The organism is Curtobacterium sp. Arg-1 (assembly GCF_025643395.1).
Classification (GTDB): domain Bacteria; phylum Actinomycetota; class Actinomycetes; order Actinomycetales; family Microbacteriaceae; genus Curtobacterium; species Curtobacterium poinsettiae.
Window position 1 is genome coordinate 1,458,885 of sequence record NZ_CP095731.1, and the last position, 12,081, is coordinate 1,470,965.

Consider the following 12,081-nt stretch of genomic DNA (forward strand, 5'->3'; position numbering starts at 1 on the left):
TGGCCTTACCTCCATGCCTCCGTCGACGTCCCCGCCCCCGGCTCCCAGCTCCGTCCCCCGACTCGTCGGTGCGACCGTGCTGGCGGTCGTCGTCCTCGCCGTGGCGTGTGCCCTGTCGATCGCGTACGGCTCACGGCCGATCCCGCTCGGGACCGTCCTCGACACGGTGCTGCACCCCGGCAGGAACGACGAGATCGGGCTGATCGTCCTCGGCAACCGCGTGCCGCGCACCGTCGTCGGTCTGCTCGCCGGAGCAGCACTCGGCGTGGCCGGGGCGGTCATGCAGGGCGTGACCCGGAACCCGCTCGCCGACCCCAGCGTCCTCGGCATCAACTCCGGCGCCACGCTGGCCGTCGTCGCCGGGATCGCGCTCTTCGGCGTCAGCGGGACGGCCGCGTACCTGCCCTTCGCGTTCGTCGGGGCCGCCTTCGCGGCCCTGCTCGTCTACGGGATCGCGGCCGTCGCCCGGCGCGGGCTCTCTCCCGTCGGGCTCGCCCTCGCCGGAGCCGTCGTCGCCGCTGCCCTGTCGTCGGTCACCACCGCGGTGCTCGTGACCGACCAGAGCCTGCTCGACCAGCTGCGGTTCTGGCAGGTCGGAGCCCTCGCCGGCAAGGACCTCGGCACGGCTGGGGTCATCACGGCACCGGTGCTCGTCGGGCTGGTGATCGCGTTCGGCCTCGGTCGGTCGCTCAACACCCTGGCGCTCGGGGACGAGCTCGCTGCGTCGCTCGGGCAGCGGGTCGTGCTCGTCCGAGCCGTGGGCGGTCTGGTCGCCGTCCTGCTGGCCGGGTCCGCGGTGGCCGCCGCCGGGCCGATCGCGTTCGTCGGCCTCGCCGTGCCGCACGCGGTCCGTCGCCTGAGCGGCCCGGACCACCGGTGGACCATCCTGCTGTCGGCGATCGTCGCCCCCGCACTCCTGCTCGTGGCGGACGTCATCGGCCGCGTCGTCGCGTACCCGGGGGAGCTGCAGGTCGGCATCGTCACGGCACTCATCGGGGCGCCGGTGTTCATCGCGCTCGTGCGGTCGAGGGCGGTGCGGGGACTGTGAAGCCGCTGTTCCGTTCCGTCGGGCTGCGCCGTGAGGTCGCGGTGCTCGTCGCCGTGGTGGTGGTCATCTCGGTGCTCGTCCTGATCGGGCTCGGCGCGGGGTCGATCCCGCTCACGCCCGGTCAGGTGCTGGCCAGCCTGTTCGGCCAGGGGGACCGCATCTCGGACTTCGTGATCGGGCAGCTCCGCGGCCCCAGGGTGCTCGGCGCGGTCCTCGTCGGCGCCAGCCTCGGTGTCGCCGGCGCGATCGTGCAGAGCGTCGTGCGGAACCCCATCGCGAGTCCCGACGTCATCGGGATCACCTCGGGGGCCAGCGCCGCCGGGCTCACCGCCATCGTGCTGTTCGGCGCGAGCGGCGGCACGCTGTTCTCGGTCGTGCTCGTCGGCGCCGTGGTGGTCGCGATCGCCATCGCCGGGCTCGCTTGGCGGAGGGGGATCACCGGGAACCGGGTCGTCCTCGTCGGCATCGGTGTCGCGGCGATCTGCCTGAGCATCACCGGGTGGATGCTCACGAGCGGCACCGTCACCCAGGCCGGAACAGCACTGCTGTGGCTCTCCGGCAGCCTGAACGCCGTCGACCGTGACCTGGTCGGGGTGCTCGGTGTCGCGTTCGTCGTGCTCGGCGTGCTCGCACTGCTGCAGTCCGCTCGGCTGCAGGTGCTGAGCCTCGGGGACGAGGTCGCCGCCGCCCTGGGGCTCCGACCGGACCGCGCGAAGGTGCTCCTGCTCCTCACCGCCGTGTGCCTGACCGCCGCAGCCGTCGCCACCGCGGGTCCGGTGTCGTTCGTGGCGCTGATGGCAGCCCCGATCGCTCGACGCCTGGTCGGCGGCGGTCGGGTCGCCCTCGCGCCGGCGGCAGCCGTCGGCGCCGCGATCACGCTCGGAAGCGACCTGCTCGCCCAGTTCGCGATCCCCGGCAACGCGCTGCCGGTGGGGGTCGTGACGGGTGTCGTGGGCGCGCCGTACCTGCTCTGGTTGCTCGCGCGGGGGCGTTGACGCGGGTCGTGCTGGTTCGTTGACGCTGGTCGAGCTGGTTCGTTGACGCTGGTCGAGCTGGTTCGTTGACGTGGGTCATGCTGGTTCGCTGACGCCGGTCGTGCGTTCGCGCATCGCGGAAGTCTCTCCACAGTCCCAGATCGGGGCTGCCGCTCGGGGCTTCGTTTCCGATACGCTGGTAGGCCAAGAGGAGGAGGTCCACCGATGCCAGATCCAGTGGTCCCGCAGCCGGGCGGTCAGAAGTCCCCGGAACAGCGGCTGGTCGACACCACGCTGACCTTCAGCATGGACATGGGAGCGGCGCTCACCGCCGAGTCCGGTGTCTCGACCGAAGAACGTGAAGCCGTCAACGCCCTGCCCTCCGGGTCGGCGTTGCTCGTGGTCCGTCGTGGCCCCAACGTGGGTGCGCGGTTCCTCCTCGACTCCGACGTCACGACGGCCGGCCGCCACCCCGACGCCGGCATCTTCCTCGACGACGTCACCGTGTCGCGCAAGCACGCGCAGTTCCTGCGCCACGGCACGAGCTTCAGCGTCAAGGACAACGGTTCCCTGAACGGCACGTACTTCGACGGTGTCCGCATCGACGAAGCGCTGCTCACCGACGGGGCCGAAGTCCAGGTCGGCAAGTTCCGCCTGACGTTCTACGCATCTCGGGTCGACCTGGCGCGCCTGGCGAACGCGTAGTGGCCGCACGGTCCGCTGCGGCCCGGGCGGGGTCCGCGGCACCGGACCTGCTCACGATCGGGCAGGTCCTCGCTCGCCTCAAGCCCGAGTTCCCGGACCTGTCGAGCTCCAAGCTGCGGTTCCTCGAAGAGCGCGAGCTCGTCACCCCCATCCGCACGGCCAGCGGGTACCGCAAGTTCTCCGCCGCCGACCTCGAGCGTCTCCGGGTGATCCTCGGACTGCAGCGCGACCACTACCTGCCGCTCAAGGTCATCAAGGAGTACCTCGCCGACCTCGACGCCGGGCGCGAACCGGTCCTGCCCGGCGGCGGAGACGCGCCGAAGCCGTCGATCCTCGGTCGTGAACGTCGCTACACCCGCGACGAGACCGTCCGCGCGGCCGGTGCCTCGCCGATGCTGCTGGCCGACGCGGTCTCGGCCTCGCTCCTGCCGCCCACCGACACCTACGGCGACGACGGCGTCTCCGTGTTGAAGGCCCTGGTCGAACTGCAGCGCACCGGCATCGAGCCGCGGCACCTCCGTACGCTCCGCAGTACCGCGGAGCGTGAGGTCGGTCTCATCGAGTCCGCCCTCATGCCGGTCTCCCGCCGGGGCGACGCCACCTCGCGCGCGAAGGCCACCGAGCTCGCCCGCGAGATAGCGGGACACCTCGAGATCATCCGGTCGAACCTCATCCGCCAGGCCATCGGTCGTCTCGACGCATGACGCCGTCCGGTGCTCCGACAGGGCTTGTGTGTCAGTGGTCGGGGCGTATCCTCGACACGCCGGACGCGCCGGGTCGGATGTCCCGCGCGGGAGCGGTCGGAGTCGCTACCGTGGACCTCGGAACAACTCTCAACCCGTCGTTGAAGCTTCGGGTGGGAGCTCGATCGTCGTGGAAGGCAAGCTCATGAGTGGGAACGACACCCCTGGCACCGAGTCTGATGTGACCCGGTACGACCTCGGGCTGCTCTTCACCGATGGTCTGCCCGAGCACGACGAGCAGAACGGCTACCGCGGCACCGTCGCCGCACGGGCAGCCGGCATCTCGTACCGACAGCTCGACTACTGGGCCCGCACCGAGCTCGTGCAGCCGACGATCCGCGGCGCCGCTGGCTCCGGTTCGCAGCGCCTGTACGGGTTCCGCGACATCCTGGTGCTCAAGCTCGTGAAGCGCCTGCTCGACACCGGTATCTCGTTGCAGCAGATCCGCACCGCCGTCAACCAGCTCCGTGAGTCCGGCGTCTCCGACCTGGCGCAGACCACGCTGATGTCCGACGGCGCCTCGGTGTACCTGTGCACCTCTGACGACGAGGTCATCGACCTCGTGTCCCGCGGCCAGGGCGTCTTCGGCATCGCGGTCGGCAAGGTTCTGCGCGAGGTCGAGAGCTCCCTGGTCGAGCTCGACGCCACCGCTGCGGCCGACCCCTCCGACGAGCTCGCCGCTCGTCGCGCTTCTCGCGCTTCCTGACCATCCGCGTTCCGGCCCTGTGGTCGCGAACCGTCGTGTGCGGGGCGCCGTGTGGTCACGACCTGTCGGCTGCGACGCTGCCGGCCGACGGTTGGTGACCAGTCGGCGGACGTGAGCGGGGTGTTGTGACCCCTGGGCGTGCCGGGGCCGGGCGTGTCCGCTGGGGCGGGGCGTGCCTCCAGGCCCTTCGCGGGTGGTCGCGAACCGTCGTGTGCGCGGCACCGATTGGTCACGACCTGTCGCTTGCGCAGGCCTCGCCCGACGGTTGGTGACCAGTCGGTGGACGTGAGCGGGGTGTCGTGACCGCTGGGCGTGCCGGGGCCGGGCGTGTCTGCCCGGGCGGGTCGCGCCTCCAGGCCGTCGCGGCGAGGTCGCGAACCGTCGCGTGCGGGTCGCCGAGTGGTCACGAACTGTTGTCTGCGCGGTCTTCGGCCGACGGTTGGTGACCACTCGGCGGTCGTGAGCGGGGTGTTGTGACCGCTGGGCATGCCGGCGCCGGGCGTGTCCGCGGGGACGGGGCCCGCCTCCAGGCCCTTCGAGGGAGCTCACGAACCGCCGTGTGCGGATCGCCGAGTGGTCACGAACTGTCGGCTGCGCGCGCCCGAGCCGACCCTTGGTGACCAGTCGGCGGACGTGAGCGGGGTGTTGTGACCCGTCGGCGTGCCGACTCCGACCTAGGCGGCGCCGCCCTCGGCGTACGGACCGATCTTGCCCGTGCGCATGATGCGCTCGAGCAGCTGGTCGAAGTTCTTCGCCATCTCCTGCGCGGACTCGCCGGGCCAGACGTGCAGCGGCTTCGCCGCACCCTGCGCCTGCTGCAGCGACGTGCGCTCCGGCAGCTGCGGGGAGAGCACGAGCGGACCGAACATGTCGCGGAGTTCCTTGATGCGGAACTGGTGCTCGAGCGACTGCACGCGGGCACGGTTCACGATGATGCCGAGGGGCTGCAGGCGGGGGAGAGTCCGCGGCGGATCTCCTCGATGGCGCGCAGCGCACGGTCGGCGGCGGCGACGGAGAACAGGCCGGGCTCGGTGACGACGGTGACGCGGTCGGACGCGGCCCACGCGGTGCGGGTCAGGGCGTTCAGCGACGGCGCGCAGTCGATGAGGACGAGCTCGTAGTCCTGCTCGACGTTGGCCAGGGCCTCTTCGAGCTTCCAGATGTCACGGATCGACGGGTGCGGCCCGTCGAAGTTGATGGCGGAGGGCGACCCGACCATGACGTCGATCTTGCCCTGCGACCCCTTCGTCCAGCCCGAGGGGGCGATCGCCTGACGGACGATCTTCTCCTTCGGGTTCTCGAGGACGTCGGCCACGTTGAGGTGGCCGGCGAGGTTGATGTCGAGGCCCGTCGAGACGTCGGACTGCGGGTCCAGATCCACCACCAGCGTGCGCAGTCCCTTGGCGAACGCGGCCGAGGTCAGGCCGAGCGTCACCGTCGTCTTGCCGACACCACCCTTGAGGGAGCTCACGCTGAGTACATGCACGTTGAGCAACGTTACCGCCACTAGGGTTGTCTCACCTCAACCCGGGCTGAAAGGGACGTCGTGTTCACGAAGATCCTCGTTGCGAACCGTGGCGAGATCGCCATCCGCGCGTTCCGTGCCGCCTACGAGTTGGGGGCCCGAACGGTCGCCGTCTACCCGTACGAAGACCGGAACTCCCTGCACCGTCTGAAGGCCGACGAGGCCTACCTGATCGGGGAGCGGGGCCACCCCGTCCGGGCGTACCTGGACGTCTCTGAGATCATCCGCGTCGCCCGCGAGTCGGGCGCCGACGCGATCTACCCGGGGTACGGGTTCCTGTCCGAGAACCCGGAGCTCGCCGCGGCAGCAGCGGCGAACGGCATCACCTTCATCGGTCCGGGCGAGCACGTGCTCGAGATGGCCGGCAACAAGGTCACCGCGAAGGAGCACGCGATCGCGGCCGGCGTCCCGGTCCTCGCGAGCACCCCGGCGAGCCGCGACATCGACGAGCTCATCGCCGGCGCGGACGCGATCGGGTTCCCGGTGTTCGCCAAGGCCGTCGCCGGCGGTGGTGGCCGTGGCATGCGCCGTGTGGAGACGAAGCCCGAGCTGCGCGACGCCCTCGAAGCCGCGATGCGCGAGGCCGACAGTGCGTTCGGCGACCCGACGATGTTCCTCGAGCAGGCCGTCATCCGTCCGCGCCACATCGAGGTGCAGATCCTCGCCGACGCGACCGGCACCGACGCCGGCACGATCCACCTGTTCGAGCGGGACTGCTCGGTGCAGCGGCGCAACCAGAAGGTCGTCGAGATCGCGCCGGCGCCGAACCTCGACCCCGCGATCGCGCAGGCACTGCACCGCGACGCCGTGGCCTTCGCCCGGTCGATCGGGTACGTCAACGCCGGCACCGTGGAGTTCCTGCTCGACACCGAAGGCGAACGCGTCGGCCAGCACGTCTTCATCGAGATGAACCCGCGCATCCAGGTCGAGCACACGGTCACCGAAGAGGTCACCGACGTCGACCTGGTGCAGTCGCAGATGCGCATTGCGGCGGGGGAGACCCTCGCCGACCTCGGCCTGTCGCAGGACGCCGTCCACGTGCACGGCGCGGCGCTGCAGACCCGCATCACGACCGAGGACCCGACGCAGGGCTTCCGACCGGACACCGGCCGGATCAGCACCTACCGCAGCCCCGGCGGCGCGGGCGTCCGGCTCGACGGCGGCACGGTCGCCACCGGCGCGCAGATCAGCCCGCACTTCGACTCGATGCTCGCGAAGATGACGTGCCGCGGCCGGGACTTCCCGGCGGCGGTGTCCCGGGCCAAGCGCGCCCTCGCCGAGTTCCGCATCCGCGGCGTCAGCACGAACATCCCGTTCCTGCAGGCCGTGCTCGAGGACCCGGACTTCGCCCGCGGCGACGTCTCGACGAAGTTCATCGAGGAACGCCCCCAGCTCTTCGGCGGCCACGTCTCGAAGGACCGCGGCACGAAGGTGCTCACCTGGCTCGCCGACGTCACGGTGAACAAGCCGAACGGTGAGCGGTCGCCGCTCGTCACCGACCCGGCCGACAAGCTCCCGGCCACCGACCTGACGACGCCGGTGCCCGAGGGACAGCGCGACCGCCTGCTGGCGATGGGCCCGGCCGAGTGGTCGAGGGCCCTCCGCGCCCAGACGGCCCTCGCGGTGACCGAGACGACGATGCGGGACGCCCACCAGTCGCTCCTGGCCACACGGGTCCGCACGAAGGACCTCGTCGCCGTCGCACCGCACGTGGCGCGGCTCACCCCGCAGCTGCTCAGCGTCGAGGCCTGGGGAGGTGCGACCTACGACGTCGCCCTCCGGTTCCTCGGGGAAGACCCCTGGGAGCGCCTGTCCTCGCTGCGCGAAGCGATGCCGAACATCCCGATCCAGATGCTGCTCCGTGGCCGCAACACGGTCGGGTACACGCCCTACCCGACCGAGGTCACCGACGCCTTCGTCGACGAGGCCGCTCGGTCCGGCGTCGACGTCTTCCGCGTGTTCGACGCGCTGAACGACGTCAGCCAGCTGCGTCCGGCGCTGGAGGCGGTGCTCGCGACCGGCACGGCGGTCGCCGAGGCGGCGCTCTGCTACACCGCCGACCTCCTCGACCCCGCCGAGGACCTCTACACGCTCGACTACTACCTCCGCCTGGCGGAGCAGATGGTCGAGGCCGGCGCGCACGTCATCGGCATCAAGGACATGGCCGGTCTCCTGCGTGCCGGTGCGGCCGAGAAGCTCGTCACCGCGCTGCGCGAGCGCTTCGACCAGCCCGTGCACGTGCACACCCACGACACCGCCGGCGGCCAGCTCGCGACCCTGCTCGCCGCCTCGCGCGCCGGGGCGGACGCCGTCGACGTGGCCGCAGCACCCATGGCCGGCACGACCAGCCAGCCGAGCATGTCCGCCCTGGTCGCCGCCCTGGCCCACACCGAGCGTGACACCGGTCTGTCCCTCGACGCCGTCGGTGACCTCGAGCCCTACTGGGAGTCGGTCCGTCGCGTGTACGCCCCGTTCGAGTCCGGGCTCGCCGGTCCGACCGGGCGTGTCTACAAGCACGAGATCCCCGGCGGTCAGCTGTCGAACCTCCGGCAGCAGGCGATCGCCCTCGGGCTCGGTGACCGGTTCGAGCAGGTCGAGGACTGGTACGCCGAGGCGAACCGGATCCTCGGGCGCCCGACCAAGGTCACGCCGTCGTCGAAGGTCGTCGGCGACCTCGCGCTGCAGCTCGCCGCCGTCGGTGCCGACCCGGTCGACTTCGAGCAGAACCCCGACAAGTACGACATCCCGGACTCCGTGGTCGGGTTCATGGCCGGCGAACTGGGCGACCTGCCCGGCGGCTGGCCGGAGCCGTTCCGCTCGAAGGTCCTGGCCGGGCGTGACGTCCGACTCGAGATCACCCCGGTGCCCGCGGACGAGCGTGCGCACCTCGAGACCCCCGGACCCGAGCGGCAGCAGGCACTCAACCGCCTGCTCTTCCCGCAGCCGACGCAGCAGTTCCAGCGTGTGCGGGAGCAGTACGGCGACCTGTCCGTCGTCCCGACCGTCGACTACCTGTACGGGCTGCGCCCCGGGCAGGAGCACAGTGTCCCGCTCGGCAAGGGCGTCGACCTGTTCGTCGGGCTCGAGGCGATCGGCGAGGTGGACGCCAAGGGCATCCGCACGGTCATGGCGACGATGAACGGGCAGCTCCGCCCGGTCGCCGTCCGCGACCGTTCGGTCGAGGTCGAGACGAAGGCGGCCGAGAAGGCCGATGCGTCCGACCCGAAGCACGTGGCCGCGCCGTTCTCCGGTGTGGTGACGCTCAAGGTCGCCGTCGGTGACGTCGTCGAGGCCGGTACGCCGGTGGCGAGCATCGAGGCGATGAAGATGGAAGCGGCCATCACGGCGCCCGTGTCGGGCACCGTCGGCCGACTCGCGATCCCGGTGACCCAGCAGGTGGACGCCGGCGACCTCCTGGTGGTGCTGCAGTAAATTGACCGTTCGTCCCATCCGCCTGTTCGGCGACCCCGTCCTCCGATCGCCGGCCGATCCGATCCGACCCGAACTGCTCGGGAGCACCGGAGTCCGTGACCTGGTGCAGGACCTCGTCGACACCGTCAAGGAACCCGGACGTGCCGGGGTGGCCGCGCCGCAGATCGGCGTGGGGCTCCGTGCGTTCTCGTACAACGTCGACGGCGAGGTCGGCTACGTCCTGAACCCCGAGGTCGTCGAGGTCTCCGGGGAGCCCGAGCTCATGGAAGAGGGTTGCCTCTCCGTCCCCGGCCTCGGCTACCCGACGCGTCGGTACCCGTACGCCAAGGTCCGGGGTGTCGACGTCGACGGTGCCGAGGTCGTCCTCGAGGGCACCGGACTGATGGCCGAGGCGCTCCAGCACGAGTGCGACCACCTCGACGGCACGGTCTACGTGATGACGCTCGACCCCGAGATCCGCCGTCAGGCGCTGCGCGACATCCGCGCGCAGGACTGGTTCCACTGAGCGGTCCCACAGGCCCGCGTTCGCGGGCTGTGAACTCGGGTGTGACACCCCCACGGGGGATTGTCGCTTTGTCCTGACGAGGGGGTACCGTGCTGCTGTCGGCCTCCCACCGACGGCCCATCCGATCCCCCCAGGACTCCCGCATGACCAGTCAGAACGACGAGCTGAGCTCGCACCGCACCCGCACCAACCGTCGACCGGCCGAGGCCACCGTCACGACCGGTTCGACCGCCGTCCTCGACGCCCCCGCGACGGAGCAGCCGCAGGAGGCCTGACCCCGCAGGCGCCCCGGCGCCCGCTGGACGGCCTGGAGGCCCGGATCACGTCCGACGGACGCGATCCGGGCCTCCAGACCGTTGCGTCCACAACCGCGCGCACCTGGCGGGATCGGGCGTCCCTGGTCGGAAGAACCGACCCGGTACGCCCGAAGCGACCCGGTACGCCGGGCCGGGCCGGGCCGGGCCGGGCCCGGCGCTAGGAGCGGCCTCGGCGCCGCCCCTCGACGACCGGGGTCGCCGTCGTCTGCACCTTCGACCCGGAGTAGATGTGGTCGACGTCGGCGGCGAAGTCCTGCAGGATCACCGACCGCTTGATCGTCAGCTTGGGCGTGAGGTGCCCGGACGCCTCGGTCAGGTCGGTGTCGAGGATCGTGAACGACCGGACCGACTCGGCGCGGGAGACGCGGCTGTTCGCGGTGTCGATGGCCTCCTGGACGGCGGACAGCACGCGTTCGTCGTAGGCGGCCTCGTGTGCGCTCAGCGCCGGGGCGATCCCGCGGGACTCGCACCAGCCGGGCAGCATCTCGCGGTCGAGCGTCACGAGCGCGGCGACGAACGGCTTGCCCTCGCCGACGACGACCACCTGGCCGATGAGCGGGTGTTCGCGGATGCCGTCCTCGAGCGGTGCCGGTGCGACGTTCTTGCCGCTCGCGGTGACGATGAGCTCCTTGGCGCGTCCGGTGACCGTGAGGATCCCGTCGCCGTCGAGCCGGCCGAGGTCACCGGTGCGGAACCAGCCGTCGGCGAAGGCGTGCTCGGTCGCCTCGTCGTTCCGCCAGTACCGGTCGAAGACGTCGACGCCGCGGATCAGGATCTCGCCGTCGTCGGCGATCCGGACCTCGATGCCGGGCAGGGCGCGACCCACCGTGCCGATGCGGAGTTCACGGGCACGGTTGACCGTGGCGGGTGCTGTGGTCTCGGTCAGGCCGTAGCCCTCGAGGATGAGCACCCCGATCGAGCGGAAGAAGTGCGAGAGCCGTGGGGAGAGGGGCGCCGAACCACTGATGGCGTACTCGACCCGGCCGCCCAGGGCATCGCGGAGCTTCGCGTACACGAGCCGGTCGAACAGCCTGAACTTCAGGCCGAGCAGGAACGGCACCCGGCCGGCGGCGAGGGCTTCGGAATGGGCGACCGCGGTGTCGGCGGCAGCGCGGAAGATCCTGCCCTTGCCGCCGAGGTCGGCCTTCTGCTCGGCGGAGTTGTAGATCTTCTCGAACACCCGGGGGACCGCGAGCAGGAACGTCGGCTGGAAGGTCGACACCGCCCGCATGAGGTCCTTGGTGTCCGGCTCGTGGCCGACGAGGACACCCGCGGAGACCGACATCGCGGCGATGAACCGCGCGAAGACGTGGGCGAGCGGGATGAACAGCAGGGTCGAGGCGCCGTCGGCGACCACCTCGGGCATCGCCTCGCTCGCGCCCTCGACCGTGGCGGTGAAGTTGTCGTGCCGCAGGACGCACCCCTTCGGCCGGCCGGTGCTGCCCGAGGTGTAGATGATCGTGGCGTCGTCGTGGCCGTGCACGTGGGCGGTGCGGGCGTCGAGTTCGTCGTCGGTGACGTCCTCGCCGAGCCGGGTCAGGTCGTCGAGGCCGCCGCCGTCGATCGTCCAGTGCTGGCCCAGGGCGGGCAGGTCGGGTGCGATGGAGGCGACGCGGCGCGCGTGCTCCTCCTGCTCGACGACGATGGCGACCGACTCGGAGTCGGACAGGATCCACCGCACCTGGTCGGGGGAGCTCGTCTCGTACACGGGCACGGACACCAGGCCGGCGGTCCACACGGCGAAGTCGACCAGGGTCCACTCGAGCCGGGTGCGCGACAGGATCGCGACGTGCGCGCCCGGTTCGAGCCCGGCGGCGACGAAGCCCTTCGCGATGCCCCGGACCCGGGCCAGGGTCTCGGCCGCGGTGAAGGTCGTCCAGGTGTCGCCGTGGCGCTGGGCGAGGATCGGACGTTCCGGCGTCAGACGGACGCGGTCGCCGAGGAGCCGCGCTGCCGAGCCGTGGTCCGGGGCGACGGGGCCGGCGTCGGGGCTGGTGGGGTGCTCCCCGGCCGACGGTGTGCTCCCGGTGGCGGCGCTGCCAGCGGTGGACGTGTCGGTGGAGGCGCTGCTGCGTGCAGGACGCTGATCGTTCACGGTGACTCCCTTGTCTGCCGGTTCGACTCGA

The 12,081-nt window shown here is 71.4% G+C and carries 9 protein-coding genes and 1 pseudogene; 8 read left to right on the plus strand and 2 right to left on the minus strand.

The window, feature by feature from the left end:
• Positions 1–13 precede the first annotated feature (13 nt).
• From MXD64_RS07055 to MXD64_RS07075, 5 genes are all read left to right on the plus strand, one after another.
• A complete protein-coding gene (locus MXD64_RS07055; protein WP_017886598.1) occupies positions 14–1,048 on the plus strand; it encodes a FecCD family ABC transporter permease in 1,035 nt (344 codons plus the stop codon).
• Positions 1,045–2,043, plus strand: coding sequence for a FecCD family ABC transporter permease (locus MXD64_RS07060; RefSeq protein ID WP_017886599.1), 999 nt, complete (start codon positions 1,045–1,047; stop codon positions 2,041–2,043). The genes MXD64_RS07055 and MXD64_RS07060 overlap by 4 nt, the downstream gene beginning before the upstream one ends.
• Positions 2,044–2,247: 204 nt before the next feature.
• Positions 2,248–2,727 (plus strand): FHA domain-containing protein, encoded by a 480-nt coding sequence (locus MXD64_RS07065; RefSeq protein WP_042537353.1) that lies wholly within the window; start codon positions 2,248–2,250, stop codon positions 2,725–2,727.
• Positions 2,727–3,431 (plus strand): transcriptional regulator FtsR, encoded by a 705-nt coding sequence (gene ftsR, locus MXD64_RS07070; protein ID WP_017886601.1) that lies wholly within the window; start codon positions 2,727–2,729, stop codon positions 3,429–3,431. Before MXD64_RS07065 ends, ftsR begins: the two co-directional genes overlap by 1 nt.
• A 184-nt stretch (positions 3,432–3,615) precedes the next feature.
• Positions 3,616–4,176, plus strand: a complete 561-nt coding sequence (locus tag MXD64_RS07075; RefSeq protein WP_027465231.1) for a MerR family transcriptional regulator — start codon at positions 3,616–3,618, stop codon at positions 4,174–4,176.
• Positions 4,177–4,850: 674 nt separating this feature from the next.
• On the opposite strand, the pseudogene MXD64_RS07080 reads toward MXD64_RS07075, so the two are convergent.
• Positions 4,851–5,662 (minus strand): annotated as a pseudogene (locus MXD64_RS07080) (ParA family protein).
• A 60-nt stretch (positions 5,663–5,722) separates the two neighbouring features.
• Between MXD64_RS07080 and MXD64_RS07085 the strand changes: the two are divergent.
• The 3 genes from MXD64_RS07085 to MXD64_RS07095 all read left to right on the plus strand — a co-directional run bounded on the left by MXD64_RS07085 (position 5,723) and on the right by MXD64_RS07095 (position 9,913).
• On the plus strand, positions 5,723–9,133 hold the full coding sequence (locus MXD64_RS07085) for a pyruvate carboxylase (RefSeq protein WP_071251042.1): 3,411 nt from the start codon (positions 5,723–5,725) through the stop codon (positions 9,131–9,133).
• A 1-nt stretch (position 9,134) separates the two neighbouring features.
• On the plus strand, positions 9,135–9,638 hold the full coding sequence (locus MXD64_RS07090; RefSeq protein WP_017886605.1) for a peptide deformylase: 504 nt from the start codon (positions 9,135–9,137) through the stop codon (positions 9,636–9,638).
• Positions 9,639–9,781: 143 nt separating this feature from the next.
• Positions 9,782–9,913: a hypothetical protein gene (locus tag MXD64_RS07095; RefSeq protein ID WP_017886606.1), complete on the plus strand. Its 132-nt coding sequence runs from the start codon at positions 9,782–9,784 to the stop codon at positions 9,911–9,913.
• A 199-nt stretch (positions 9,914–10,112) separates the two neighbouring features.
• Here MXD64_RS07095 and MXD64_RS07100 read toward each other — a convergent pair whose 3' ends face one another.
• The gene (locus MXD64_RS07100; protein WP_159556505.1) at positions 10,113–12,050 is read right to left on the minus strand and encodes an AMP-dependent synthetase/ligase; all 1,938 of its coding nucleotides are present in this window, start codon (positions 12,048–12,050) and stop codon (positions 10,113–10,115) included.
• Between the last annotated feature and the right edge of the window lie 31 nt (positions 12,051–12,081).

Excerpts from the sequence above, each read along its gene's own strand:
- MXD64_RS07055 (WP_017886598.1), top strand. The coding sequence starts at position 14 with ATGCCTCCGTCGACGTCCCCGCCCCCGGCTCCCAGCTCCGTCCCCCGA.
- MXD64_RS07065 (WP_042537353.1), top strand. The coding sequence starts at position 2,248 with ATGCCAGATCCAGTGGTCCCGCAGCCGGGCGGTCAGAAGTCCCCGGAA.
- MXD64_RS07095 (WP_017886606.1), top strand. The coding sequence starts at position 9,782 with ATGACCAGTCAGAACGACGAGCTGAGCTCGCACCGCACCCGCACCAAC.
- MXD64_RS07075 (WP_027465231.1), top strand. The coding sequence starts at position 3,616 with ATGAGTGGGAACGACACCCCTGGCACCGAGTCTGATGTGACCCGGTAC.